Raw genomic sequence first — 26999 nt, 5'->3', positions numbered from 1 at the left:
CATGACGGTCGAACTGGCGATGATCCTGGGTCTTCTGGGGGTGGCGCTGGTGCTGTTCGCGCTGGGCCGGCCGCGGATGGATGCGGTCGCGCTGATGCTCGTGGCAGTGCTGCCATTCACCGGTGTCGTGTCGGTGCCCGAGGCGCTGTCGGGCTTTTCCGACCCCTCCGTGATCCTGATTGCCGCGCTCTTCGTGATCGGCGATGCGCTGGTGCGCACGGGTGTCGCGCAATGGATCGGCGACCGGATGGTGCGCGCGGCGGGCGGGCGCGAGACGCGGTTGATCGCGTTCCTGATGCTGGCCGCCGCGGGGCTGAGCGCGGTGATGAGTTCGACGGGCGTTGTCGCGATCTTCGTGCCCATCGTGCTGCGCATCGCGCGTGCGGCGCGGGTGGCGGCGGGGCGGCTGATGATGCCGCTGTCGATGGCGGCGCTGATCAGCGGGATGCTGACGCTGGTCGCCACGCCGCCCAACATGGTCGTCAATGCCGCGCTGGTGCGCGACGGGCATGAGGGGTTCGGTTTCTTCGCCTTTACACCCTTCGGCTTGCCGATCCTTGTTCTGGCGATCCTTTACATGGTGGCGGTGCGCCGCAGGCTGACGACGACCGAGGATGCGCCGCCGCCGCGCCGGCTCAGGATGCGGGATCTGGCGGCGAGCTATGCCCCTGACGGGCGGCTTCTGCGGTTGCAGATCGGCCCGGGTTCGGCGCTGGCGGGGCAAAGCTTGGATGCGCTGGACCTACCTGCGCGGGCCGGGGTGACAGTGGTGATGATCGAGCGGTGCGGGCGGCTTGGCCCCGAACTGGTCGAGCCCGTGGCCGCCACACAACTGCATGCGCAGGACATCCTGCTGCTGGGCGTGGTCGGCGCACGCTTTGACGGGACGCAGTTCGCCGCGCGCTACGGGCTGACGGCCCTGCCGATGACGGGCCGCGATGTCGCGCGTCCGGCCCGCGAATTCGGGCTGGTCGAGGCGATGGTGCCGCACGGGTCGGTCCTTGCCGGACGCTCGCCCGCCGAGGCGCGAATGCGCGACACCCTAGGGCTGTCGGTGATCGCCATTCGCCGCGGGCAGGCGGTGCTGCCCGGTCCCGCCTCGGACAGCGCGCTGCGCGAGGGGGACACGCTGCTCTTGGCCGGGCCGTGGCGTGTGATCCGCCAGATGGCCGGGCAGCGGCGCGATCTGGTGCTGCTGGATCTGCCCGAGGAGGCCGAGGAATTCGTGCCCGAACGCCGCCGCGCGCCCATCGCGGTCGCGGTGCTGCTGGGCGTGGTGGCGGCGATGGCAACCGGCGTGCTGCCCAATGCGCAGGCCGCGCTGATCGGCTGTCTGGCGCTGGGGCTGTTCGGGGTGATGGACACGCGCTCGGGCTATCGGGCGATCAGCTGGCAGACGCTGGTGCTGATCGCCGGGATGATGCCCTTTGCACTGGCCTTGCAGCGCACGGGCGGGGTCGATCTGGCGGCCGCCGCGGCGCTTGAGTTGATCGGGGCAGAGCAGCCGCGGCTGTTGCTGGCCGCGCTGTTCCTGGCCACGACGACGCTGAGCCTGTTCATCTCGAACACCGCGACCGCGGTGCTGATGGCCCCCGTTGCGCTGGCGATTGCGCAGGGGCTGGGCGCCTCGCCCTATCCGTTTGCGATGTGCGTGGCGCTGGCGGCCTCGACCGCGTTCATGACGCCGGTTTCCTCGCCCGTGAACCTGCTGGTGCTGGCGCCGGGCGGATATCGGTTCATGGATTTCGTGCGCATCGGTACACCCTTTACGGTGGTGACGCTGGTCGTGTCGGTCACGCTGCTGCCGATCCTGCTGCCGCTGGGGATCGCGCCCTGACGCCTACAGGCTCTGCGCCAGCGCGGTGCCCAGCCTGGTCACCATCTCGTCGATATGGGCATCCTCCAGGATGAAGGGCGGCGCCAGAAGCACATGATCGCCCTGCCGCCCGTCGATGGTGCCGCCCATCGGGTAGCAGATAAGCCCGGCCTCGAAGGCGGCGGCCTTGAGGCGGGCGTGCAGCTTGCGGGCGGGGTCGAAGGGCTGTTTCGTCTCGCGATCCGCGACCAGTTCGAGCCCGAGGAACAGGCCCCGGCCGCGAATGTCGCCGATATGGGGGTGCTGGCAGAAGGCGGTTTGAAGGGCTGTGCGCAGGCGGGCGCCCATGGTCTGCGCCCGCTCGACCAGCCCATCGTCGGTCAGCCGCCCCAGCACCGCCAGCGCGGCGGCCGCCGCGACCGGGTGGCCCATATAGGTGTGGCCATGCTGGAAGAAGCCCGAGCCTGCGGCGATGGCGTCATGGATGGCGGCGGAACACAGCATCGCGCCGACCGGCTGATAGCCCGCGCCCAGCCCCTTGGCGATGGTCAGGATGTCGGGGGCGATGCCGTCCTGCGTGCAGGCAAACAGCGTGCCGGTGCGGCCCATGCCGCACATCACCTCGTCAAGGATGAGCAACACGCCGTAAGTATCGCAAATCTCGCGGATGCGGCGGAAATAGCCATCGACGGCGGGGACCGCGCCAAGGGTCGCGCCCACGACCGGCTCGGCGACGAAGGCCAGCACGGTTTCGGGGCCAAGGCGGAGGATCTCGGCCTCCAGCTCATTGGCGACGCGCTGGCCATACTCGGCCGCGCTTTCGCCCGGGTCCTGGCCGCGATAGGCGTAGCAGGGCGCGATATGGGTGGTCTCGATCATCAGCGGGGCAAAGGGCTCGCGCCGCCACATGTTGCCGCCCGTTGCCAGCGCGCCCAGCGTGTTGCCGTGATAGCTTTGCCGCCGCGCGATGACCCGGTGTCGGGCGGGCTGGCCGGTTTCCAGCGCGTATTGGCGGGCGAGTTTCAGCGCAGCCTCGACCGCCTCGGACCCGCCCGAGACCAGATAGACCCGCTCAAGCCCCGCGGGCGCATGGGCGATCAGCGCGTCGGCCAGACGCTCGGCGGGGTCCGAGGTGAAGAAGCCGGTATGGGCAAAGGCCACGCGGTCGAGTTGCGCCTTGATCGCCGCGTTCACCGCGGCATCGGAATGGCCAAGGCAGGACACCGCCGCCCCGCCCGAGCCGTCGAGATAGCGTTTGCCCGTGCTGTCAACTAGATAGACGCCCTCGCCCCGGTCGATCACGGGCAGGCTGGCTCGGGAATTGCGAGGGAAGATGTGGGACATGGAGGCTTTCGGGCGCGAGTCGCAGGCAGGGGTTCAGCCCGGGACTGAAACAGACGTTTCAGGAATTGACAACGCGCAAAACGGTTGAAACGCTATGTTTCACCGAATCTGACCGGGGGGCTGATGCCGGACGGGCCATCCATCGAGGACAAGATCGCCGCGGAATACGGCGCGCTCAGCGCCAAGCTGCGTGCGGCCGCCGATTACGTTGCGGCGAACCCGGTCGATGTGGCAACCCGCTCGCTGCGCGCGATCTCGGCCTCGTCGGGGCTGGCGCCGGCCACCTTTTCCCGGCTGGCGCGCGCGCTGGGCTTTGCCAGCTACGAGGACATGCGCGAGCTTTCCCGCAACGCGGTCGGGCGGCGCTATGTCAGTTTCTCCGAACGGGTCCGCCGCCTTCAGGCCGAGGCCGGTGCGGGCGGCGAGCCGTTCCTGACCCGGCAGGCCAGCGCTTGCGCCGCCAATATCGAGGCGATGGCGCGGCTGATCGACCCCGACCGGCTGGAGGCGGCGGTGGACCGGCTGCATGCAGCGCGCCATGTGGTGCTGTTCGGTGCGCTGGGCTCGACGGGGATCGTCGAATACATGGGCTATATGGGCAATTACTTCGCCCCGAACTGGCGGCTTGCCGGGCGGATGGGGGCGTCGATTGCCAGCGCCATGGCCGATCTGGGCGCAGAGGATGCGCTGATCGTGCTGACCAAGCCGCCCTTTGCCCGGCGCGCGATCCTGGCCGCCGAGATGGGGCGCGAGCGGGGGGCCTATCTGGTGGTCATCACCGACACCCATGCCTGCCCGGCGCTGAAATGGGCCGATCAGGGTTTCATCCTGCCCTCGGACAGCCCGCATTTCTTTTCCTCCTATGCCGCAAGCCTGGTGCTGGCCGAGACCATCATCGGGATGATGGCCGCCCGGGCGGGGCCCGAGGCAAAGGCCCGGATCGAAGACGTGGAAGCGCGCAGTCACCGCCTGGACGAACTCTGGGACGGGTAAGCGACCCGACCGAAAACGACCAACCAACAGAGGAGTAACCTGATGTTTGCAAAACTGAAACTGACCGCGGCCGCGGCTGCGCTGGGCGCAATGGCCAGCCCTGTCGCTGCCGATCAGTTCATCACCATCGGCACCGGCGGCGTGACCGGCGTCTATTATCCCGCGGGCGGCGCGATCTGCCGTCTGGTCAACAAGGACCGGCGCGAGCATGGCATCCGCTGTTCGGTCGAATCCACCGGGGGGTCGGTCTACAACCTCAAGACCCTGCGCGCGGGCGAACTGGAATTCGGCGTGGTGCAGTCGGACTGGCAGTTCCATTCCTACAACGGCAGCTCCGAGAATTTCGAGGCTGACGGCCCGTTCGAGGATCTGCGCGCGGTCTTTGCGCTGCATCCCGAGCCGTTCACCGTGGTCGCCCGTGCCGATGCGGGCATCGCCAATTTCGAGGATCTCAAGGGCAAGCGGGTGAATGTCGGCAATCCCGGCTCCGGTCAGCGCGGCACGATGGAAGTGGTGATGGAGGCGATGGGCTGGAGCAATGCCGATTTCGCCCTTGCCGCCGAGCTGCGCCCCGCCGAGCAAAGCCAGGCGCTGTGCGACAACCAGATCGACGCGATGGTTTACACGGTCGGCCACCCCTCGGGCTCGATCCAGGAGGCGACAACGGCCTGCGACTCGGTGCTGGTCAATGTCGCGGGCGAGGCGATCGAGACGCTGATCGAGGAACGCCCCTATTACCGTCACGCCACGATCCCGGGCGGCATGTATCGCGGCACCGATGCCGATGTGACGACCTTCGGCGTGGGCGCAACCTTCGTGTCCTCGGCGGCCGTGCCCGAGGAAGCGGTCTATGTTCTGGTCAAGGCGGTGTTCGAGAATTTCGACGAGTTCAAGGAACTGCACCCGGCCTTTGCCGATCTGAAACCCGAGGAAATGATCGCCGACGGCCTGTCGGCGCCGCTGCATGACGGCGCGGCGCGCTATTATCGCGAAAAGGGCTGGATCGAGTAAGCGGTTCTGCCATCATCAATCGGCCGGGGCGCTTCTGTGCCCCGGCCCCCAGAAAGGCGCGGCAAAAGCGCCGGTGAACGACACGCCGCGGCCCGCCCGCGGTCCAGCCGGGAGACGGAAAGCCATGGCGAGAACCGGTGGCGGTGGCCGCGCGCTCAGCGAACAGGAACTGCAACAGCTCGTCGCGGCCTCGGATTCCGGTGCGCGCAACCCGGCCGGTGCCGTGGGGCTGTTCCTGGCGGCGGTGGCGCTGTGCTGGTCGCTGTTCCAGGTGGCGCTGGCCTCGCCCATGGCCAACGTGATCCTGCCCAGCGCTATCATCAACAATTCGCGCCAGATCCATCTGGCCTTTGCGATCTTCCTTGCCTTCTGCGCCTATCCCGCGCTGAAATCGAGCCCGCGGCGCAGCATCCCCGTTCAGGACTGGATCCTGGCCGGGCTTGGTGCCTTCATCGCGCTTTACGGCTATTTCTTCTATGACAAGATCGTGCGCTCGGGCGGGCTTGCCGACGATACCGACAAGTGGTTCGCCCTGGCGGGTCTCGTGCTGCTGTTCGAGGCCGCGCGCCGGGCGCTGGGGCCTGCGATGGCCGTGATCGCGACGATCTTCCTGCTTTATGTCTTCTTCGGCTCGGCCAACTGGGTGCCCGACGTGATCCAGTGGAAGGGTGCCAGCCTGCAAAAGGCGATGAGCCATATGTGGATCACCGCCGAAGGCGTCTTTGGCATCGCGCTGGGGGTTTCCGCGCGGTTCGTCTTCCTGTTCGTGCTGTTCGGTGCGCTGTTGGACAAGGCCGGGGCGGGCAATTACTTCATCAAGATGGCCTTTGGCGCGCTGGGGCATCTGCGCGGCGGCCCCGCCAAGGCGGCGGTGGTGGGCTCGGCCGCGACGGGGCTGATCTCGGGCTCGTCGATTGCCAATGTGGTGACCACCGGCACCTTCACCATCCCGTTGATGAAGCGGGTGGGCTTTACGCCCGAGCGCGCGGGCGCGGTCGAGGTGGCAAGTTCCGTCAACGGCCAGATCATGCCCCCCGTGATGGGCGCGGCGGCCTTTCTGATGGTGGAATATGTGGGGATCTCTTACGTCGAGGTCATCACCCACGCGTTCCTGCCCGCGATGATCTCGTATATCGCGCTGGTCTATATCGTCCATCTCGAGGCGGTGAAGCGCAACATGCCCGCGCTGGGCGACCGGGTGGTGTCGCTGGGGCGCACGGTGGGCGGCATGTTCGCTTTCTTCGCGGGCTTCGCGGCGCTGTGCTACCTGGTGCAATATCCCGTGGGCTGGGTCGTGGCGCTGGTGCCCGATGGGGCGGGCTGGGTGCTGGCGGCGCTTGTCTTCCTGGCCTATGTCGCGCTGCTGGCGCTGGCCGCGACCGTACCCGATCTGGAGCCCGACGATCCCAATTCCGGGGATCTGCGGCTGCCGGTGGTATCCGAGATCTACAAGAGCGGGCTACATTTCCTGCTGCCGATCATCGTGCTGGTCTACTTCCTGATGATCGAGCAGAAATCGCCCGGTCTGTCGGCGTTCTGGGCAACGATGCTGCTGTTCGCGATCCTGCTGACCCAGCGCCCGCTCAAGGCGCTTTTCCGCGGCGGACGGGCGATGGGACCGGCCTTCGTGCAGGGGTTCGGCGATCTGGTCTCGGGGCTGATCGCGGGCGCGCGCAACATGATCGGCATCGCGCTGGCCACCGCCACCGCAGGGGTGATCGTGGGCACCGTGACGCTGACCGGCATCGGGCAGGTGATGGCCGATCTGGTCGAGTTCGTCTCGGGCGGCAACCTGATCCTGATGCTGGTCTTCGTCGGGCTTCTGTCGCTGATCCTTGGCATGGGGCTGCCGACCACGGCGAACTACATCGTGGTCTCCTCGCTGATGGCGGGGGTCGTCGTGCAGCTTGGCGCGCAATCGGGGCTGATCGTGCCGCTGATCGCCGTGCATCTGTTCGTGTTCTATTTCGGCATCATGGCGGACGTGACCCCGCCCGTGGGGCTGGCAAGTTTCGCCGCCGCCGCGGTATCGGGGGGGGATGCGATCCGCACCGGTTTCACCGCCTTCTTCTACTCGCTGCGCACCGTCGCGCTGCCCTTCTTCTTCATCTTCAACACCGATCTGTTGCTGATCGACGTGACATGGACACAGGGCATCCTTGTCTTCATCGTGGCAACCGTGGCGATCCTGGTCTTCACGGCCGGAACGATGGGCTGGTTCATCACCCGCAACCGGCTTTACGAAAGCGCGGCGCTGATCGCGATCGCCTTTGCGCTGTTCCGGCCCGATTACTTCATGAACCGGGTGCAACCGCCCTTTGCCGACCTGCCGCCCGCGCAACTGGAACAGGCGCTGGACGAGGCCGCACCGGGTGACCAGATCCGGCTGCGCGTGCTGGGGCCTGATTTCAACACCTTCGCCCCGCGCGAAACCAGCCTGGTCGTGACCGTCGGCGATCAGGCTGGCGGCGCGGCACGTCTGGCCGCCACGGGCCTGTTGCCCGAGGACCGTGGCGGCCGGATGGTGCTGGACGAACCGATGTTCGGCACACCCGTCGCGGGCGCCCTGCGCGCCTTTGATTTCTACGGCGACGAGCCTGTCGAGATCACCGCGCTGCGCGTGCCCCAACCGCAACCGCCCAAGGAACTGATCTACCTGCCGGCCCTGCTGCTGCTCGGGCTTGTTGCCTGGGCCCAACTGGGCCGCGCCCGCCGCCAGGAGGCCCCGGCATGACCGCCTCGATCCTCGCCGCCATAGACGTGACCCAGCCCGCGCTCGACGCCGAGGTGCTGCGCGTGGCCGACCGCCTCGCCCGGCTCGACGGCGCCCGGCTCGACGTCATCACCGTCGTTCCCGATTTCGGGATGAGCGTGGTGGGCCAGTATTTCGACAAGGAGTTCCATGACAGGGCCGTGGCCAGGGCGCGGAGCCTGCTCGACGAATTCGTTACCGCCGTGATCGGCGCCGAGGCGAACAAGTCCGTCCGCCACATCGTCGCGACCGGCAAGGCCTACGAGGAAATCCTTCATGCCGCGCGCGAGGCAGGCGCCGATCTCATCGTGATCGGTGCGCACAAGCCCGACCTGCGCGACTACCTGCTCGGACCCAACGCCGCCCGCGTCGTCCGCCATTCCGACTGCTCGGTTTATGTCGTGCGCCAACCCGCCTGACGCGCCAGGCTGAACCGGCAGGACATCGGGTATTTTTGCCAGGAAGAAGGACAGGCCATTCGACTCATCTTCTTCTGGCCCCAAATATCCCCGCCGGAGGCGCGCCCCCGCGTCAGCGGGCGCGCCACGCCCAACGCCGGACAAGCGGGGCGCAAGCCCCGCGCAGGACGGGGGCGGGAGCGCTCCCGTTCCCTCAGCGCCGCGCGCCCGCGAACTGCGCCTGCCAGCCTTCGCGTTCCTCGTCGGCGATCTTGCGGAACAGGATGTCGGGGGTGGCAAAGCCATGGCCAGCCGTCAGGCGCGCCAATGCGTCGCGCAGGTCGTTGGGCCAGTCGCCATCGGTGTCCAGCGCTTTCAGCAGGGTCTCGCTCGCATCGGGGATGAAGGGCGCCGACAGCACCGCATAAAGCCGGATCAGGTTCAGCGAGAACCGCACGATGGCGGCCGCGGCCTGCGGGTCTGTCTTGATGACCGTCCAGGGTTCTGCCGCTTGCAGGTATTCGTTGCCCGCCACCCAGATCGCGCGCAACTCACCCGCCGCCTTGCGCACCTCGATCGCCTCCATATGTGCCTCATAGGCGCGGATGCGGATGTAGAGGTCGTCGATCAACTCCTGCTCGCGGTCGCCGAGGCTTCCGCCCTCGGGCACCGCCTCGCCGAATTTCGCGCGGCAGAACTTGGTCACGCGGCTGACGAAATTGCCCAGCACATCGGCCAGATCCTTGTTCACCGCAGCCTGGAAATTCTCCCATGTAAATTCACTATCCGAACTTTCCGGCGCATGGGACAGAAGCCACCAGCGCCAGTAGTCGGAGGGCAGGATCGCCAGCGCCTGATCCATGAACACGCCGCGGCCCTGGCTGGTCGAGAATTGCCCGCCATCATAATTCAGGTAGTTGAAGGACTTGATATAATCGACCAGCTTCCACGGATCGCGCGACCCCATGATGGTGGCGGGGAAGGACAGGGTGTGGAAGGGTACGTTGTCCTTGCCCATGAATTGCACATATCGAACATCCTCTGCGCCCTCGTCGGTGCGCCACCAGCGCCGCCAGTCGGCATCGGGCCGGCCATGGGCCTCGGCCCATTCGGCGGCGGCGGCGATGTATTCGATGGGCGCGTCGAACCAGACGTAAAAGACCTTGCCCTCCATCCCCGGCCAGTCCTGATCGCCCTTCCTCACCGGGATGCCCCAGTCCAGATCGCGGGTGATGCCGCGGTCCTGCAACCCGTCGCCATCGTTCAGCCATTTCTTCGCGATCGAGGTGGTCAGGATCGGCCAGTCGGTCTTGGAGTCGATCCATGCCGCCAACTCGCCCTTCAGCGCGGATTGCCGCAGATACAGATGCTTGGTCTCGCGCACCTCCAGGTCCGTCGAGCCGGAAATCGCAGAACGCGGGTCGATCAGGTCGGTCGGATCCAGTTGCTTGGTGCAGTTCTCGCACTGGTCGCCGCGGGCCTTGTGATAGCCGCAATTGGGGCAGGTGCCCTCGATATAGCGGTCGGGCAGGAAGCGGTTGTCGGCGTTGGAATAGACCTGCCGCTCGGTCACTTCCTCGATATAGCCGTTCTCGGCCAGGCGGCCCGCGAAATACTGCGTCAGGCGATGGTTCTGGGGCGAGGAGGACCGCCCGAAATGGTCGAAGGACAGCCGGAAGCCGCGCGCAAGGTCCGCCTGCACCCCATGCATCCGGGCGCAATACTCGGCCACCGGCTCGCCGGTCTTGGCCGCGGCCAGTTCGGCGGGCGTGCCATGCTCGTCGGTGGCGCAGAGGAACATCACCTCATGGCCGCGGGCGCGCATGTAGCGGGCATAAAGGTCGGCGGGCAACTGGCTGCCGACAAGATTTCCCAGATGCTTGATCCCGTTGATATAAGGGATCGCCGAGGTGATCAGGATGCGTGCCATGCGGGGGCTGCCTTCTTGCCGAGCGTCGGTGCCCGGTTTAGCCCAAGCCCCGCGCGATGGCCAGCGCCCCCGGGGCGGGCGGGGCCTTGACGGCGTTTCCGGGGCCTTTGGCTGGGGCAGGGGCGGTGCATTCCGTCCCCAAGACCCCGAACTGCAAGGATTTTGTCAACCTTCGCGTGCAAGAAGGGTTGCGCCGACCATTATAGCCGATCACTTTGCGCAACAGGGAAACGACAGGGGACCGCCATGAGGAAAGTCGCGCTGGGCCGAACCGGATTGCGGGTGTCCTGCCTGTGCCTGGGCAGCATGACCTGGGGCAGCCAGAACACCCAGGAAGAGGGCCATGCCCAGATCGACCTGGCACTCGACCGGGGCGTGACCTTCATCGACACCGCCGAGATGTATCCCGTGGCCCCGGTGCGCGAGGAAACCGTCGGCCGGACCGAGCGGATCATCGGCAACTGGCTGCGCAAGACCGGCCGCCGCCATGACGTGATCATCGCCACCAAGATCACCGGCGCAGGCCAGCGCGCCGTGCGCGAGGGGGCGCCGGTCTCGCCCGAAACCATCCGCGAGGGGGTCGAGGGCTCGCTCCGGCGGCTTCGGACCGATTACATCGACCTTTACCAGATCCACTGGCCCAATCGCGGCTCCTATCATTTTCGCAAGTCGTGGGCCTATGATCCTTCGGGGCAGGACCGCGACGCGACTCTGGCCGACATGCAGAACTGCCTGGAGGCGCTGGCCGATCTGGTGCAGGAGGGAAAGATCCGCCATTTCGGCCTGTCAAACGAAAGCGCCTGGGGTACCTGCCAATGGCTGGGTCTGGCCGAACAGCACGGGCTGCCGCGGGCGCAGACGATCCAGAACGAATATTCGCTGCTCTGCCGCCAGTATGACACCGACCTTGCCGAACTGGGCGTGAACGAGGAAATGACGCTGCTGGCCTATTCGCCGCTGGCCACGGGGCTGCTGACCGGCAAATATGCCGGCGATGTCACGCCCGAGGGTACGCGGCGCGCGCGGCTGCCCGATCTGAACGGCCGCATCACCCCCCGCGTATTCGAGGCTGTCGCGGCCTATCTGGGCATCGCCAAGGCGCATGGGCTCGACCCGGTGCAGATGGCGCTGGCCTTCATCGCTCAGCGGCCCTTCCCGGCGGTGCCGATCCTCGGCGCGACCTCGACCGCGCAGCTTGAAACCGCGCTCGGCGCCGCCGATCTGACCCTGTCGGCCGAGGTGCTGGCCGACATCGCCCTGGCACACAAGGCCCATCCGATGCCGTTCTGACCGCGGAGCGCCTCCACAGGGGGCGTTGCAACTCCGGCACGCTTGGGCAACCCCGTGCGCGCGTCCCGCCTGCGGGCCTTGCCACAGCGTCCGGCGCTGCCATCATGCGTCGCGCGGACAGGGGGGAAGAACATGCCGCGTCAGAGCAACCGCAAGGGGGGGGACTGCGCCGCCATAGCGCCCCTGCGTCCGGGCCAGCGCGCATGAGCCGTGTCGCTGCGATCCTCGGCGCCGGTGTGATCGGCGCGGGCTGGGCGGCGCGCTTTGCGCTGATGGGCTGGCAGGTGCGCGTCTTCGATCCCGATCCGGCCGCTGCCGCCCGGGTCGCGGCGGTGCTGGACAATGCCCGCCGCGCGCTGCCGGGGCTGCATGACAGCCCGTTGCCGCCCGAAGGTCCGGTGCTGCTGACCGAGCGGATCTCGCAGGCGGTGCAGGGCGCGGACTGGATCCAGGAAAGCGTGCCAGAACGGCTCGACCTCAAGCGCACGCTCTACCAGAAGGTGCAGGAGCATTGCGCCGGTGATGTGATCCTCGCCTCCTCCTCGGCGGGCTTCACGCCGTCCATGCTTCAGGGGCCGGGGGCGCTGCGCTGCCATGTTCTGGTCGCCTGCCCCGTCGATCCGGTCTATCTGCTGCCGCTCGTCGAACTGGCCGGCGCCCCCGATGCGCCCGCCGCCATGCTCGAACGGGCCAGCGGGATACTGGCCGGGATCGGCATGGCCCCGCTGGTGCTGCGGCGCGAGAACGAAGGCCATATCGTCGGACATCTGACCGAGGCGCTCCGGCGCGAGGCGCTGCGGCTTGTGCAGGAGGGCATTGCCACGACCGCGGAGATCGACCGCGCGATCCGCTTCGGCCTGGGGCTTGGCTGGGCGCAGGCGGGACCGTTCGGCGCGGGGCGGCGCGCAGCCCAGCCAGCGCCGACCGATCCGCCGGAGGCGGCCGAGGCCCAGACCCCGGACGACCTGACGCGCGCCCGCGATACCGATCTGGTCGCGCTGATGCGGGCGCTGCGCTGGACCGGCACGGGGGCGGGGGCGCATCTGGCGGAATTCGACGCCGCCCGCCGCCCGCCGCCCGGCGATGACGCCCGGCCGCTGCTGACCCAGGATCGCGCGGTGCCGCTGGACTGGACCGATTACAACGGCCACATGACCGAGTCGCGCTATCTGCATGCCTTTGCCGATGCCACCGACCGGATGATGGCGCTGATCGGCTGCGATGCCGCCCATATCGCGGCAGGGGCCAGCTTCTTCACCGTCGAGACCCATATCCGTCACCTTACCGAATTGCGCGCGGGCCAGCATTTCCGGATCGAGACCATCGTGCTGGGCGCCGAGGGAGCGAAGATGCACCTGTTCCACCGGATGCTTTCGGGGGGGCAACTGGCCGCGACCGCCGAGCATCTGCTGATCCATGTCAGCCTTGCGACCCGCCGCAGCACGCCGCCTGCCCCCGATCTGGCCCTCCGGCTCGCCACCATCGCCAGGGCCCATGCCGCGCTGCCCCGCCCGGACGGGGCGGGCCGGGCCGTGGGCCAGCGGCCGGGCGGCACGGGCGCAATGACCTGACAGGCAGATCCCCCGCCCTGCCTTCTTCTTGGTCCAAATACCCCAACGCGGCCCGGAACGGGCCGCCAGACAATGTCTTGCGCGCGTCAGCGCGCGCCGTTTTCCTGATCTCAGGCCCTAGGGTGGGCGGATTCGTAAACTTCCATCAGCCGGGCGGTGTCGACCGCCGTGTAGGCCTGTGTCGTCGACAGCGAGGCATGGCCCAGCAATTCCTGGATCGCCCGCAGATCGCCCCCGGCAGCCAGCAGATGCGTGGCGAAACTGTGGCGCAGCGCATGTGGTGTTGCCGTGGCCGGCAGGCCAAGCCGCGCCCGCGTCTGTTCCATCGCCCGCGCCACCAGTCTTGGGTTCAACGCGCCGCCGCGCGCGCCGCGAAACAGCGGCCCCTCGGGCGTCGTTTCGAACGGGCAGAGTCGCAGATAGGCCGCCACGGCCTCGCGCGCAGCGGGCAGGACCGGCACGATCCGTTCCTTGCCGCCCTTGCCGAGGATGCGCAGGCTGTCGGGCAGGGGTGCGTCGCGGCCGCAAAGCCCCAGCGCCTCGGAAATGCGCAGCCCGCAGCCGTAAAGCAGCGTCACCACCGCCGCATCGCGCGCCGCGATCCACGGCGCGCGCGCATGGTCGCCCACGCTCTCCAGCACCGCGCGGGCGGCATCTTCGGCCAGCGGGCGGGGCAGCTTGCGCCGGATCTTGGGCGCGCGGGCGGATAGCACGGCCGTCGGCTCGAACCCCTCGCGCCGTCCATGCCAGCGAAAGAAGCCCTTGACCGCCGACAGCGCCCGGGCAAGCGAGCGCGCGCCAAGCCCGCGGCCGCGTTCATGCGCCATCCAGGCGCGCATGTCGCGCGACTCGACTGTCGCCAGCCGCGCAGGCCCTGCGGGCGCCCCGTCATACTCGGCCAGGAAGGCAAGAAACGCTGTCACGTCCGCGCCATAGGCGCGGATCGTGTTCTCGGCCGCCCCGTTCAGCGCGCGTTCCTCGGCCAGCCAGTCCGACAGCGCCGCGCGCGCGGCGGGGCTCAGCGCCAGGCTCATCCCAGGAAACGGCGCATCGCCCGTTCCAGAAGTCCCGCGAAGAAGGTCAGCAGATCGGTGCCCTGGTTCGGCGCGAATTGCTGCGGATCGCCCGAGCCCATCGCCAGCATGCCCGGCAGCCGGTCGGGGCCGAAATCCAGCCTGAGCAGCGCCTCGGACCGGATCATGTCTGCCTTTTCGCCGTAAAGCATGCCGTTGCCCGGCATCTGCTGGCGCAGCGTCACGATGCGCAGGCTGCGCCCGTGAACGCCGCCGATATAGGCGTCGATGAAGCCTGCGGGCGCGACTTGTACCGTCTCGCCCAGTGCGGCCAGCGCCTCGGCTTCGTCCTCGCGGGCGCTTTCCAGCACCAGCCGCAGGCTGTCGATGCGCAGGATCGCGGCGACCTCGCCCGCCAGTGTTTCGACGAACCCGGCGAACTCCTCGGGTTCCAGCAGCGCAAGGGCGGCGCGGTGGATCTGGTTCGTGCCCGACAGGTTCTCGTAGGCGGCGGCGATGACCGAGCGGTGGGTTTCCTCCAGCCGGTCAAGCCGGGCCTCCAGCCGTTCCATCGCGATGCCGCGCAGATCGACGATATTGGCGCCCATCATCCGCTCGTTCGCGGCTACAAGCGCGCGCATAACGTCGGGATCGTCAAGGATCACGTCGGGATCGGCAATGATCTTCGCGCGAAGATCGTCCGCGACGGCGGGGGAACTGCTCATGTCTGCCTCGTGTTTATGGTCGTTTTGCGCGACCTTACACCAAGCCTACAGGATTTTCTGCCCCGTTTTTTCCCAATCTGCCAGGAACGTGGCCAGACCCTTGTCGGTCAGGGGATGGGCGGCCATCTGTTTCAGCACGCCGGGCGGCGCGGTTACGACATCGGCGCCGATCTTGGCGGCTTCGGTGACATGGTTGACCGAGCGGATCGAGGCGGCCAGTATCTGCGTCTCGAAGCCGTAATTGTCATAGATCGCGCGGATGTCGGCGATCAGGTCCATGCCATCCAGATTGATGTCGTCCAGCCGCCCGACGAAGGGCGAAACGAAGGTCGCGCCCGCCTTGGCGGCCAGGATCGCCTGCGCGGCGGAAAAGCAGAGCGTGACATTGACCATGTGGCCCTCGCCGGTCAGCGTCTTGCACGCCTTCAGCCCGTCCCAGGTCAGCGGCACCTTGACCGCGATATTCGGGGCGATCTGCGCCAGTTTCCGGCCTTCCTCGATCATCTTCGGGGCTGCGGTCGCCACCACCTCGGCCGAAACGGGGCCCTCGACGATGCCGCAGATCTCGCGCGTCACCTCAAGGATGTCGCGGCCCGATTTCAGGATCAGCGAGGGGTTGGTGGTCACCCCGTCGGCCATGCCCAGCTCGGCCAGTTCGCGGATCGCGTCCACATCGGCGGTATCGACGAAGAATTTCATGGCGATTGTCCTGCATCTTGCTGCGAAATGTCGCGCCGGTCTTAGCGGATGCGGGGGCGGCCCGAAAGGGCGTCTTTGGGGCGGGCGGGCATGAGCGGCGGCTTTGCCCCCGGCGCACGGGTCGGCGTGCTGACGGCCGAGCCGCTGGACCGCATCCTCGACTACCTCGCGCCCGAAGGCGGCTGCCGCCCGGGCGATTTCGTCGAGGTGCCGCTGGGGCCGCGCCGGGTGCTGGGCGTGGTCTGGGGGCCGGGCGAGGGCGGGTTCGATGCGGCCAGGCTGCGCAGCATCGGCCGGGTGCTGGATGCCGCGCCGATGCGCGACGAGTTGCGCGGCTTTCTGGAACGCGCGGCCGAATACACGCTGACGCCGCTTTCGGCGATGCTGCGGCTGGCGACGCGCGCGCCGGGTCTGGGCGATGCACCCTCGATGCAGAAGATCTATCGCCGGGGCGCTGGGCTGCCCGACCGGATGACCGAACCGCGCGCCCGCGTGATCGAGGTGCTTGAAGGCTATGGCGGGCTTGCCTTCACGCTGGGCGAACTGGCGGCCGAGGCCGGGGTTTCGCCCGGCGTGGTCAAGGGGCTCCTGGCCACCGGCGCTGTACTGGAACAGGACACGCCGCGCGACCGACCCTATCCCCGCCTTGACCCCGCCCGGCCCGGTCTGGCGCTGGCCGAGGATCAGGCCACGGCTGCGGCGCGGCTTTGCGCGGGCGTGGCCAACGGGGTCTATGGCACGACGCTGCTCAAGGGTGTGACCGGCTCGGGCAAGACCGAGGTCTATCTGGAGGCGGTCGCGGAATGCCTGAGGAGGGGGCGGCAAGCCCTTGTCCTGCTGCCGGAAATCGCGCTGACATCAGAGTTTCTGGCGCGGGTCGAGCGCCGCTTCGGCGCGCGGCCGGCCGAGTGGCATTCGGGCGTGACCATGGTCGAACGCCGCCGGCTCTGGCGCATGGTCGGGCGGGGCGAGGCGCAGCTTGTCGTGGGGGCGCGGTCCGCGCTGTTCCTGCCGTTCCGCGATCTCGGCCTGATCGTTGTCGATGAGGAGCATGACAGTTCCTACAAGCAGGAGGAGGGCGTGCTTTACAATGCCCGCGACATGGCGGTTCTGCGCGCCTCGCTGGCGTCCGCGCAGGTGGTGCTGGCCTCGGCCACGCCCAGCCTTGAAAGCTGGGCCAATGCCGAGGCCGGGAAATACGCCCGCCTCGATCTGACCGCACGCTTCGGCGCTGCGGAACTGCCCGAGATGGCGACGATCGACCTGCGGGCCGAGGATATGCCCGCCGGGCGCTGGATTTCGCCCACGCTTCAACGGGCGGTGGCGGCGCGGCTGGCGGCGGGGCGGCAGTCGCTGCTGTTCCTCAACCGCCGGGGCTATGCGCCGGTGACGGTCTGCCGGGCCTGCGGGCACATGATCGGCTGCGATCAGTGCGACGCGCGGATGGTGGAACACCGCTTCCTGAAGCGGCTGGTCTGCCACCAATGCGGCGAGACGAAACCGATCCCCGAAACCTGCCCCTCCTGCGGCGCGACGGGCAAGCTGGCGCCGGTGGGGCCGGGGGTCGAGCGGTTGGCCGAAGAAGCCGCCGCGCTGTTTCCCGCGGCGCGCGTCGCGGTGCTGTCCTCGGATCTGTTTACCACCGCACGCGCGCTGAAGGACCAGATCGAGGCGATTGCGGGCGGCGAGGCCGACATCATCATTGGCACGCAACTTGTTGCTAAGGGACATAATTTCCCGCTGCTGACGCTGGTGGGCGTGATCGACGCGGATCTGGGGCTGCAAGGCTCCGACCTGCGCGCGGCGGAACGTACCTTCCAGTTGATGCGGCAGGTGGCGGGGCGGGCGGGGCGCGGCGCGGATCAGGGCGTGGCGCTGTTGCAGAGCTTCCAGCCCGAGCATCCGGTGATCCGCGCGATCCTGACCGGCGACGAGGAAGGCTTCTGGCGAGCCGAGGCCGCCGAGCGGCGTGCAGCCGGAATGCCGCCCTATGGGCGGCTTGCGGGGATCATCCTTTCGGCGCCCGAGGCCAAGACCGCGTTTGACCTCGGCACCCATCTGGCGCGCAACGATGCGCCCCTGCGCCGGATCGGCGCGCAGCTTTACGGCCCCGCGCCCGCGCCGATTGCGCGGATCCGCGGCCGCCATCGGGTGCGCCTGCTGATCAAGGCGGCGAAGGGCGCGGCGCTGCAACCGGCGATCCGCGACTGGCTGGCCCCGGTCAAGCTGCCCGCGCAGGTCCGGCTGGCGGTCGATATCGACCCGCAGAGCTTTTTCTAGGCTCTGGTCCTGCCGGATGACGTAACGCGCCGTCAGTCCGGGGCCTGCGATCCGCCCGGGCCTAGAAGAACGCCTGCAAACCCGTCTGCGCCCGGCCCAGGATCAGGGCGTGGACGTCATGCGTGCCCTCATAGGTGTTCACCGTTTCCAGGTTCTGCGCATGCCGCATCACGCCATAGCCGATCTGGATGCCGTTGCCGCCATGCATGTCGCGCGCCGCGCGTGCGATTTCCAGCGCCTTGCCGCAATTGTTGCGCTTGATGAGGCTGATCATCTCGGGTGCGGCGCGCCCTTCGTCCATCAGCCGTCCGACCCGCAGCGCGGCCTGAAGCCCCAGCGCGATCTCGGTCTGCATGTCGGCCAGTTTCTTCTGGTAAAGCTGGGTGCCCGCCAGCGGCCTGCCGAACTGTCGGCGATCAAGCCCATAGGCGCGCGCGCGCAGCCAGCAATCCTCGGCCGCGCCCATGACGCCCCAACTGATGCCGTAGCGCGCCCGGTTCAGGCAGCCGAACGGCCCCTTGAGCCCCTCGACATCGGGCAGCAGCGCATCCTCGCCGACCTCGACGCCCGCCATCACGATCTCGCCGGTGACCGAGGCGCGCAGCGAAAGCTTGCCGCCGATCTTCGGTGCCGAAAGGCCCTTGAGCCCCTTGTCCAGCACGAAGCCGCGGATCGCGCCGTCATGCGCGTCGGATTTTGCCCAGACCACGAAGACATCGGCGATGGGGCTGTTCGAGATCCACATCTTGGAGCCGGTCAGCCGATAGCCGCCGTCGATCCGTTCGGCCCGCGTCTTCAGGCCGCCGGGGTCCGAGCCCGCCTCGGGTTCGGTCAGGCCGAAACAGCCGATCCATTCGCCCGATGCCAGTTTCGGCAGGTATTTGTGCCGCTGCGCCTCGGATCCATAGGCGTGGATCGGGTACATCACCAGACTGGACTGGACGCTCATCATCGAGCGATAGCCCGAATCCACCCGCTCGATCTCGCGCGCGATCAGTCCGTAGGCGACATAGCCCGCGCCGATCCCGCCCTCTGCCTCGGGGATGGTCGAGCCCAACAGCCCGATCGCGCCCATCTCGGCAAAGATCTCGGGGTCGGTTTCCTCCCGCTCATAGGCGGCGTCGATGCGGCTGGCCAGCCGATCCTGCGCAAAGGCCCGGGCGGTGTCGCGGATCATCCGCTCGTCCTCGGCAAGCTGGTCGTCCAGAAGCAGCGGATCTTCCCAGGAAAACGGTGCCATTTGCGGGGCATCCTTCGGCCTGACCGGCGGTTTGTCGAGCATGGCGGTTCCTTTCGCGGGGTTGGCAGGCTGGGTCCGGGGGCCGATCCTAGTGCCCCCGCCAGCGCCGAGCCAACGATAAGATTTGCGAAGTTGATGCGCAATGCGCATAAACTTGGACGAAAAGGGGGGCGGATGCGCAAGACCTACCTGCCCACGACGGGCGAGCTGGAGGCCTTTGTGGCCTGCGCGCGGCTTGGCACCACGACCATGGCCGCGCGCTCGCTGAACCTGACGCAAAGCGCGGTTTCGCGCACGCTGGCCGCGCTGGAGGCCCGGCTGGGCGTCGCGCTGTTCGAGCGGGTGCGCCAGCGGCTGGTGCTGTCGGCGGCGGGCCGGGCCTTTCTGGATCAGGCCGAGCGGCTCTTGGGCGATCTGAACGAGGCGTCGATCGGGGTCATGGCCTTTGCCGGGCATGGCGCGGTGCTGCGCATCGCGGTGCTGCCCAGCTTTGCCCGAAGCTGGCTGATCCCGCGGCTTGCCGGGTTCGCGCAGGCCGCGCCGGATGTCAGCCTGGATCTGTCGGCCCGCCTTGCGCCGGTCGATTTCGCCGCCGAACCCGTCGATCTGGCCATCATGCGCACCCAGCATGAACCCCCCGGCACGCGGCGCGAGAACCTGTTGGCCGAGGAACTGGTGATCGTCGTCGCACCCGGTCTGCTGGGCGGGCGTGCGGCACTGTCCGAGTCCGAATTGCTGGACCTGCCGCTGTTGCAGCAATCGACTCGGCCGACGCTGTGGCTTGACTGGTTCCGCGACAGCGGGATCGACCCTCGGCGGGCGTTGCGCGGCGCGCGGCTGGATCATTTCGACATGATCCTGGATGCCGCGGCGGCCGGGCTGGGCGTGGGGCTGGTGCCCGAGATCATCGCGCGGCGGGCGCTGGACATGGGCGCGCTCAGGCTGGGTGCGGCGCGGCGGATGGTCACGGGCGAGCATTACGCGCTGATCCTGCCCGACCGCGCACGGGACAGCGCGGCGGCGCAGGCGTTCCGTACATGGCTGCTGCAAGAGATCGCGGCGACCGAGTGCTGAAATTTCGGGCCTTCGCGCGCCGTGATGCGCGTCGTGCTTGACAGAAGGAGGGTGGCTCGCAAAATAGGTAAAGCGGTACCAGTATTCCCGACCATAGAGGAGACCGGCGTGACGTGACCGCCGGGCGGGCATCGGGACGGACAACAGACGGCACCGCGCGAGGGAGGAGCCATGAACCTGTGCGATCTGGAAAAGAGCGCGGTCTCCGCGCGGCCCGTGGCCGGCGATGGCGTGCTGGCCTTTCCACCCGGCTTCAACGTGGCGCGGGTCTTCATCGACCGGCATCTTGCCGAGGGGCGCGGGGCCAAGGTGGCCATCCGCACGACGCAGGGTGACACCACCTATGCCGAGCTTGCCGCGGGCGTGAACCGGGCGGCGAACCTGCTGGTATCCCTCGGGATCGGGCCGGGCGAACGGGTGCTGATGATCGTCAAGGACTCGGTCGCGTTCTTTCAGCTGTTCTGGGGGGCGATCAAGGCGGGCGTGGTGCCGGTGCCGCTGAACACGCTGCTGCGGGCCAGGGATTACGCCTTCATGATCGCGGATTCGGGCTGTGCCGGACTGATCTATTCGCCTGAATTCGCGGCCGAGGTCGAACCGGGGCTGGCACAATCGGGCCACCGGCCTGTCGCGGTGATGCTGGCCGAGGGCGGGGCCGACAGCTTTGCCGCCCGTCTGGCCGCGCAGTCCGAACAGTTCGAGGCGGTTCCGGCCTCGGCCGAGGCGGATTGTTTCTGGCTGTATTCCTCGGGCTCGACGGGCAATCCCAAGGGCGCGGTGCATCGCCATCGCGACATGGTCGTGACCTCGGAATTCTACGGGGTCCGCACGCTGGGCGCGCGCGAGGATGATGTGTTCTTTTCCGCAGCCAAGCTGTTCTTTGCCTATGGGCTGGGCAACGGCATGACCTTTCCGCTGTGGGTCGGCGGCACCGCGGTCCTGCTGGACGCGCGGCCCACGCCCGAAAGCACCTTTGCCACCATCGAGCGGTTCCGCCCCACGCTCTATTTCGGGGTGCCGACGCTTTATGCCGCGCAGATCCATGCGCTTGAGGCACGCAAGCCGGATTTCGGTTCGGTCCGGCTGTGTGTTTCGGCGGGCGAGGCGTTGCCGGCGGAAACCCTGCGGCGCTGGAAGGAACGCACCGGGCTCGACATTCTGGACGGGATCGGCTCGACCGAATTGCTGCATATCTTCATCTCGAACCGCCCGGACGACATCCGCCCCGGCACCAGCGGCCGCATGGTCGAGGGGTATGAGGGCGCGGTGTTCGACGAGGAGGGCGCGCGGCTGCCGCCGGGGCAATCGGGGCGGCTGATGATCCGCGGGCTGTCGGCCGCGCGCTGCTACTGGAACAACCCCGAAAAGACCGCGGCGACCATGCTGGGCGACTGGCTGAACACCGGCGACACCTATACCTGCGACGAGGAAGGGTACTTCGCCTATTGCGGCCGCTCGGACGACATGCTGAAGGTCGGCGGCATCTGGTGTTCGCCCTTCGAGATCGAGGCCGCGCTGATCGAGCACCCCGACGTGCTGGAGGCCGCGGTGGTCGGCAACCCGGATGCCGAGGGTCTGGTCAAGCCCGAGGCCTGGGTGGTGCTGGCTGACGGGGTGCGGGGCACCTCGTCCTTGCAGACGGCGCTGGCGTTGCATTGCAAGGAACGGCTCGCGCCCTACAAGTTCCCGCGCCGGTTCCATTTCGTCGAGGATCTGCCCAAGACCGCCACCGGCAAGATCCAGCGCTTTCGCCTGCGCAGTCAGGAATAGCCCGGTGTTGGAGGGGTGCATCTATGCCGGGGCGCGCACGCCTTTCGGCAAGCATGGGGGCGCGCTGGCGACGGTGCGGCCAGACGATCTGGCCGCCCACGCGATCACGGCGGCGCTGGCGCGCACGCCCTTTGCCCCCGACAGGGTCGAGGAAGTGGTTCTGGGCTGCGCCTGCCAGTCGGGCGAGGATGCGCGCAACATCGCCCGCCATGCCGCGCTGCTGGCCGGGCTGCCGGTCGATGTGGCGGGGATCACGCTGAACCGGCTGTGCGGCTCGGGGATGTCGGCGGCGGTGGATGCGGCCCGCGCCGTAACCCTGGGCGAGGCCGGGATCGTGGTGGCCGGCGGGGTCGAGTCGATGACCCGCGCGCCCTTCGTGATGGCCAAGGCGGCATCGCCCTTTGCGCGCAGCATGGAGGTGTTCGATTCCACCATCGGCGCGCGATTTCCGAATCCGCGTTTCGTGGCCACCTGGGGCAATGACACGATGCCCGAAACCGCCGAGAACATCGCTCGCGAGATGGGCATCGGCCGGGACGAGGCCGACCGCTTCGCCGCCGCCTCGCAGGAGCGGGCGGCGCGGGCGGCGGGCCTGCGGGCCGACGAGATCGCGCCGGTCGAGGTGGCGGGGCGGCGGGGCGCCGTTCTGGTGGCCGAGGACGAACATCCCCGGCCCGACGCCAGCCTTGACAGCCTTGCCGCGCTGCGCCCGCTGGCCCCGGGGGGCGTGGTGACGGCCGGCAATGCCTCGGGCATCAATGACGGGGCGGCGGCGCTGGTGATCGGCACGCGCGCGGCGGGCGAGCGGGCGGGGATCGCGCCCATCGCCACGATCCGGGCCGCCGCGGTTGCCGGGGTCGAGCCGCGGGTGATGGGGCTGGGGCCTGCGCCCGCCGCGGCCAAGGCGCTGGCCCGCGCCGGGCTGCGGCTGGCCGACATGGACCTGATCGAGATGAACGAGGCCTTTGCCGTTCAGGTGATCGGCGCCTGCCGACTGATGGGGCTTGACCCGTGGGACAGCAGGCTGAATCCCAATGGGGGCGCGATTGCGCTGGGCCATCCGCTGGGCGCGACCGGCGCGCGGCTGATCCTGACCGCGGCGCTGGAGCTTGCGCGCCGGGGCGGGCGCCATGCGCTGGTGGCGATGTGCATCGGCGTGGGGCAGGGGATCGCCGTGGTGATCGAGCGCGCCTAGCCCAGCGCCAGCCGACATTCCATGATGCCCGGCTCCTCGGCGGCATGCACGGCGAAGCCCCCGGCGCGGGCCAGCCGCAGCATCGGTTCATTGGTCGACAGCACCTGCGCGCCGATTTCGGCGGTGCCGCGGGCGCGGTGGTAGCGGATGATCTTGTCCAGAAGCGTTCGGCCCAGACCCGTACCCTTCAGATCGGACCGCACGAGGATCGCCAGTTCCGCGCGCACATTGTCGGAATCGGTCGAGGTGCGGACCACGCCCAGCGTCTCGGCCCGCCCGTCGCTGCCGGTGCGGGTGGCGATGAAGGCCATTTCGCGGTCATAGTCGATCTGGGTCAGCCGGGCGAGCTGGTGGTGGCGCAGCTTCTGCGTGGCGCCGAAGAAGCGATAGCGCAGATCCTCGGGGCTCATTCGGCCGATCAGGTCGGCATGGGCGGGCTCGTCCTCGGGGCGGATCGGGCGCAGCAGGATCCGGCTGCCGTCATGCAGTGTTGCGGGTTCTTCCAGCCCGGCCGGATAGGGCAGGATCGAAAAGCGCCGCGCGGGGCTGTCCTGCAACGGCGCGACCCGGATGCGGGCATCGACCGCGATCACGCCGGTCTCGTCGCAGAACAATGGGTTGATGTCGCAGGCCACGATCTCGGGATTGTCCACCAGCATTGCCGACAGCCGCACCAGTGCCTCGGCGATGGCATCGCGATTGGCAGCAGGCCGCAGCCCATGGGCGTCGAGCCGGGGCGACAGGCGGGTGCGCGCGATCATCTGGCGGGCCAGCGCCATGTTCAGCGGCGGCAGCGTCACGATATGGTCGCGCACCAGTTCCACCGCGCGCCCGCCCTCGCCAAAGACCAGAACCGGGCCGAACAGCGGATCGCAGGCGATGCCCATCATCAACTGCCGCGCATTGGGGCGCAGGACCATGGGCTGGATCGCAAAACCCTCGATCCGGGCTTCGGGCGCGGTGCGGGCGACGCGGCCAAGCACGCCCTCGGCGGCCGAGCGCACCGCCTCGGCGGTCTGAAGGTTCAGCGCCACCCCGCCCACATCCCATTCCCGCGGCAGATCGGGCGAGGAAACGGTCAGCGCGACCGGAAAGCCGATGCGCTCTGCGGCCTCGGCGGCCTCGTCCACGCTGGCGGCAAAGGTGCTGGCAACCGCCGGGATGCCATAGGCTGCGATCAGCGCACGGGTCTCGGGATCGCCCAGCGTGCCGCCGGGCCGGGCAAGCCCCTGCGCAATGAGCCGGTGCGCGGTGCGCCGGCCCTGATGCATGTCGGCGGGTTCTGCCGGGGGCGTTTCCAGCAGCATCGCCTGGTTGCGGCGGTATTGCACCAGATGGCCGAAGCCATGCACCGCCGCCCCGATCGAGTTGAAGCTGGGCAGCCCGGCCTCGGCGAACAGCCGCAGCGCGGGATCGGCGGTCTGCCCGCCCAGCCAGCAGGCCAGCAGCGGGCCATCCATCCGGCGCTGCACCGCGATCACGCGGGCGGCGACCTCGCGCGCCTCGACGATGGGGTTGGGCGAATGGATCACCAGAACCCCGTCCACCTCGGCCGCGTCGAACAGGATCTCCAGCGCCGCTTCGTACAGCCCTGCGGGTGCGGTCACACCCAGATCGACAGGGTTTTCCGGCACCCAGCCCGGTGGCATCAGCCGGGCAAGCCGGTCGAGCGTGTCGGGTGCAAGTTCGGTCGCCTCGCCGCGCGCGGTGGACATGATCTCGTCGATGGCGATCTTGGCTGCGCCGCCGCCATTCGACAGCACCGCCAGCCGTTCGCCGCGGATCTGCTTGGACCGCGCCAGCGTCTCGACCGCGCCGAACAGCTCGTCCACGGTTTCCACCCGAAGCGCCCCGGCCCGGCTGACGGCGGCATCGAAGGTTTCGTCGGGTGCGGCCAGCGCCTCGGCCAGAAAGGGGCCGATCGGGCCGCCCGCCCGGCGCAACCGCCCGCCGCGGGTCAGGATCACCGGCTTGTTGCGCGCCGCGGCCCGGGCGGCCGACATGAACTCGCGCCCGGCAACCATCGTGTCGATATGCAGCAGGATCGCCTTGGTCTCGTCGTCGTTGGACAGGAAATCCAGCACGTCGGAAAACCCCACGCCCACCGAATCGCCCAGCGAGACCACGCAGGAAAAGCCGATATCGCGCGGCGCGGCCCAGTCGAGCACGGCCGCGCACAGCGCACCCGATTGCGAGACGAAGGCGACGCGGCCGGGCCTGGCCGAAAGATGGGCGAAACTGGCGTTCAGATGCGCGCGCGGCACCACCACGCCGAAGCTGGACCCGCCAAGGATGCGCAGCCCGTGCGGTCGGGCGGCGGCCAGCATCGCGGCCGGATCGGCATCGCTGGCCGCGACGATGGCTGCGCGCGCGCCGCGTTGGCCCAGCGCGTCGATCAGGGCGGGAACCGTGGCGCCGGGGGTGCAGATCACGCCCAGATCGGGGTCAAGCGGAAGCTCGGCGATGCCGGGATAGGCCAGAACCCCGGTGACCGAGCGCCAGCCGGGATGGACCGGCATGATCGGGCCTTCGAAGCGGCCGGCCAGCAGGTTGCGCATGGCGATATTGCCCAGCGACAGCGGCTTTTCGCTGGCCCCGATCACCGCGACCGACCGGGGGGCGAACAGGCCGGGCAGGTTCAGGATCGACATGGCTCCTCCGTTCGTGGCGGCGCGGGTTTTCGGCGCGCGGCCCCTTGCCGGGACTATGGCGCAGGATTGGGTGCTTGACAAACAGGTAAATAGGTACTCCTATACTTATATAAGAGATGCCGGCCACGCCGCCCGGCACGGGCTCGATCACAGGACGGGGAGGAGACATGCTGAAAGCACCGTATCGGTGGACCATGACGGCTGCCGGAGAACCGCTGGCCCGCGCGCCGCTGCGATGGGATGCGCCCGCCCCCGGACAGGTTGTGGTGGAAATCGCGGGCTGCGGCGTCTGCCATACCGATCTGGGCTATTATTATGACGGGGTGCGCACCAACCGGCCGCTGCCGCTGACGCTGGGGCACGAGATCTCGGGCCGCGTCATAGAGGCCGGGCCGGGCGCCCAGGACTGGCTGGGCCGCGCGGTGATCGTGCCCGCGGTGATGCCCTGCGGCGAATGCGATGCCTGCAAGCGTGGCAAGGGTACGATCTGTCCCAACCAGGCGATGCCGGGCAATGACATCGAGGGCGGCTTTGCCTCGCATATCGTGGTGCCGGCGCGCGGGCTGTGCCCGGTGGACGAGGACAGGCTGGCCAGGGCGGGGCTCACGCTGGCCGATGTCTCGGTCGTGGCGGATGCGGTGACCACGCCCTATCAGGCGGTGTTGCAGGCCGGTGTTTCGCCCGGCAGCCTGTGCATCGTGATCGGCACCGGCGGGGTGGGCGGCTATTGCGCGCAGATCGCCGCGGCCTTTGGCGGCACGGTGGTCGCCATCGACGTGGACCCGGCCAAGCTGGAGGCGATTGCCCGGCATGGCGCTGCGGCGACCTTCAATGCCCGCGAGCATGACGCACGGGCGCTGAAGAAGGCGATTGCCACCTTCGCGGCGGAAAACGGTCTGCCGACGCGGGAATGGGTGATCTTCGAATGTTCCGGCACCGCGGCGGGCCAGACCACGGCCTGGAACCTGCTGGTGCATGGCGCGACGCTGGCCGTCGTCGGCTTTACCATGGACAAGCCCGATATCCGGCTGTCGAACCTGATGGCCTTTCATGCCCGCGCGCTGGGCAATTGGGGCTGCCCGCCCGAACTGTATCCCGGCGCGCTGGATCTGGTGCTGGATGGCAGGATCGAGCTTGGCGCCTTTGTCGAACAGCACCCGCTGGACGAGATCAACGCCATCTTCGCCGCCGCCCATGACCACAAGCTGACGCGCCGCGCGATCCTTGTGCCCTGACCCCATCCGATT

At 68.6% G+C, this 26999-nt stretch carries 19 protein-coding genes; 12 read left to right on the top strand and 7 right to left on the bottom strand.

Going from position 1 to position 26999, the window contains the following annotated elements; genetic code table 11:
- The first annotated feature begins 1 nt into the window (after position 1).
- Positions 2 to 1837, top strand: a complete 1836-nt coding sequence (locus GH815_RS05720; protein ID WP_153747800.1) for an SLC13 family permease — start codon at positions 2 to 4, stop codon at positions 1835 to 1837.
- A gap of 3 nt (positions 1838 to 1840) precedes the next feature.
- On the opposite strand, the gene GH815_RS05715 is transcribed toward GH815_RS05720, so the two are convergent.
- Positions 1841 to 3160: an aspartate aminotransferase family protein gene (locus tag GH815_RS05715; RefSeq protein WP_153747799.1), complete on the bottom strand. Its 1320-nt coding sequence runs from the start codon at positions 3158 to 3160 to the stop codon at positions 1841 to 1843.
- 123 nt (positions 3161 to 3283) lie between these two features.
- On the opposite strand from GH815_RS05715, the gene GH815_RS05710 reads away from it, so the two are divergent.
- From GH815_RS05710 to GH815_RS05695, 4 genes are all read left to right on the top strand, one after another.
- A complete protein-coding gene (locus tag GH815_RS05710) occupies positions 3284 to 4153 on the top strand; it encodes a MurR/RpiR family transcriptional regulator (protein WP_153747907.1) in 870 nt (289 codons plus the stop codon).
- Between the two features lie 42 nt (positions 4154 to 4195).
- The gene (locus tag GH815_RS05705) at positions 4196 to 5164 is read left to right on the top strand and encodes a TAXI family TRAP transporter solute-binding subunit (RefSeq protein ID WP_153747798.1); all 969 of its coding nucleotides are present in this window, start codon (positions 4196 to 4198) and stop codon (positions 5162 to 5164) included.
- Between the two features lie 124 nt (positions 5165 to 5288).
- Positions 5289 to 7898: a TRAP transporter permease gene (locus GH815_RS05700; protein ID WP_153747797.1), complete on the top strand. Its 2610-nt coding sequence runs from the start codon at positions 5289 to 5291 to the stop codon at positions 7896 to 7898.
- Positions 7895 to 8335, top strand: coding sequence for a universal stress protein (locus GH815_RS05695; RefSeq protein ID WP_153747796.1), 441 nt, complete (start codon positions 7895 to 7897; stop codon positions 8333 to 8335). The genes GH815_RS05700 and GH815_RS05695 overlap by 4 nt, the downstream gene beginning before the upstream one ends.
- A gap of 193 nt (positions 8336 to 8528) precedes the next feature.
- On the opposite strand, the gene metG is transcribed toward GH815_RS05695, so the two are convergent.
- On the bottom strand, positions 8529 to 10244 hold the full coding sequence (gene metG / locus GH815_RS05690) for a methionine--tRNA ligase (RefSeq protein ID WP_153747795.1): 1716 nt from the start codon (positions 10242 to 10244) through the stop codon (positions 8529 to 8531).
- A gap of 246 nt (positions 10245 to 10490) precedes the next feature.
- Here metG and GH815_RS05685 point away from each other — a divergent pair, with 246 nt between their 5' ends.
- Together GH815_RS05685 and GH815_RS05680 are read left to right on the top strand one after the other, a co-directional pair.
- The gene (locus tag GH815_RS05685; RefSeq protein WP_153747794.1) at positions 10491 to 11534 is read left to right on the top strand and encodes an aldo/keto reductase; all 1044 of its coding nucleotides are present in this window, start codon (positions 10491 to 10493) and stop codon (positions 11532 to 11534) included.
- Positions 11535 to 11737: 203 nt separating this feature from the next.
- Positions 11738 to 13105 (top strand): thioesterase family protein, encoded by a 1368-nt coding sequence (locus tag GH815_RS05680; RefSeq protein ID WP_153747793.1) that lies wholly within the window; start codon positions 11738 to 11740, stop codon positions 13103 to 13105.
- Positions 13106 to 13215: 110 nt separating this feature from the next.
- Here the strand turns inward: GH815_RS05680 and GH815_RS05675 are convergent, their stop codons facing one another.
- From GH815_RS05675 to fsa, 3 genes are read right to left on the bottom strand one after another with little or no spacing between them, the layout of a single operon-like run.
- A complete protein-coding gene (locus GH815_RS05675) occupies positions 13216 to 14139 on the bottom strand; it encodes a tyrosine recombinase XerC (RefSeq protein WP_153747792.1) in 924 nt (307 codons plus the stop codon).
- Positions 14136 to 14843: a DUF484 family protein gene (locus tag GH815_RS05670; RefSeq protein WP_153747791.1), complete on the bottom strand. Its 708-nt coding sequence runs from the start codon at positions 14841 to 14843 to the stop codon at positions 14136 to 14138. Before GH815_RS05670 ends, GH815_RS05675 begins: the two co-directional genes overlap by 4 nt.
- Before the next feature lie 45 nt (positions 14844 to 14888).
- Positions 14889 to 15542, bottom strand: a complete 654-nt coding sequence (gene fsa / locus GH815_RS05665) for a fructose-6-phosphate aldolase (RefSeq protein ID WP_153747790.1) — start codon at positions 15540 to 15542, stop codon at positions 14889 to 14891.
- A 90-nt stretch (positions 15543 to 15632) separates the two neighbouring features.
- Between fsa and GH815_RS05660 the strand changes: the two genes are divergently transcribed.
- On the top strand, positions 15633 to 17822 hold the full coding sequence (locus GH815_RS05660; protein ID WP_153747789.1) for a primosomal protein N': 2190 nt from the start codon (positions 15633 to 15635) through the stop codon (positions 17820 to 17822).
- Between the two features lie 61 nt (positions 17823 to 17883).
- Here GH815_RS05660 and GH815_RS05655 read toward each other — a convergent pair whose 3' ends face one another.
- Positions 17884 to 19104, bottom strand: a complete 1221-nt coding sequence (locus GH815_RS05655; RefSeq protein ID WP_153747788.1) for an acyl-CoA dehydrogenase — start codon at positions 19102 to 19104, stop codon at positions 17884 to 17886.
- Positions 19105 to 19236: 132 nt separating this feature from the next.
- On the opposite strand from GH815_RS05655, the gene GH815_RS05650 reads away from it, so the two are divergent.
- The 3 genes from GH815_RS05650 (at position 19237) to GH815_RS05640 (ending at position 23101) form a co-directional block, all read left to right on the top strand.
- Entirely contained in the window at positions 19237 to 20136 is a 900-nt protein-coding gene (locus GH815_RS05650; RefSeq protein ID WP_153747787.1) for a LysR substrate-binding domain-containing protein, read from the top strand.
- Between the two features lie 171 nt (positions 20137 to 20307).
- Positions 20308 to 21906, top strand: a complete 1599-nt coding sequence (locus tag GH815_RS05645; protein ID WP_153747786.1) for a benzoate-CoA ligase family protein — start codon at positions 20308 to 20310, stop codon at positions 21904 to 21906.
- Positions 21907 to 21910: 4 nt separating this feature from the next.
- The gene (locus GH815_RS05640) at positions 21911 to 23101 is read left to right on the top strand and encodes an acetyl-CoA C-acyltransferase (RefSeq protein ID WP_343030673.1); all 1191 of its coding nucleotides are present in this window, start codon (positions 21911 to 21913) and stop codon (positions 23099 to 23101) included.
- On the opposite strand, the gene GH815_RS05635 is transcribed toward GH815_RS05640, so the two are convergent.
- On the bottom strand, positions 23098 to 25752 hold the full coding sequence (locus GH815_RS05635; RefSeq protein WP_153747785.1) for a bifunctional acetate--CoA ligase family protein/GNAT family N-acetyltransferase: 2655 nt from the start codon (positions 25750 to 25752) through the stop codon (positions 23098 to 23100). The two genes, GH815_RS05640 and GH815_RS05635, sit on opposite strands and share 4 nt — an antisense overlap.
- 167 nt (positions 25753 to 25919) lie before the next feature.
- Here GH815_RS05635 and had point away from each other — a divergent pair, with 167 nt between their 5' ends.
- Positions 25920 to 26987, top strand: coding sequence for a 6-hydroxycyclohex-1-ene-1-carbonyl-CoA dehydrogenase (had, locus tag GH815_RS05630; protein WP_153747784.1), 1068 nt, complete (start codon positions 25920 to 25922; stop codon positions 26985 to 26987).
- Positions 26988 to 26999 lie beyond the last annotated feature (12 nt).

The organism is Rhodovulum strictum, from assembly GCF_009649175.1.
Taxonomy (GTDB): Bacteria; Pseudomonadota; Alphaproteobacteria; order Rhodobacterales; family Rhodobacteraceae; genus Rhodovulum; species Rhodovulum strictum.
The sequence above is the reverse complement of the archived record's forward strand: the minus strand, read 5'-3'. Positions and strand labels throughout refer to the sequence as shown.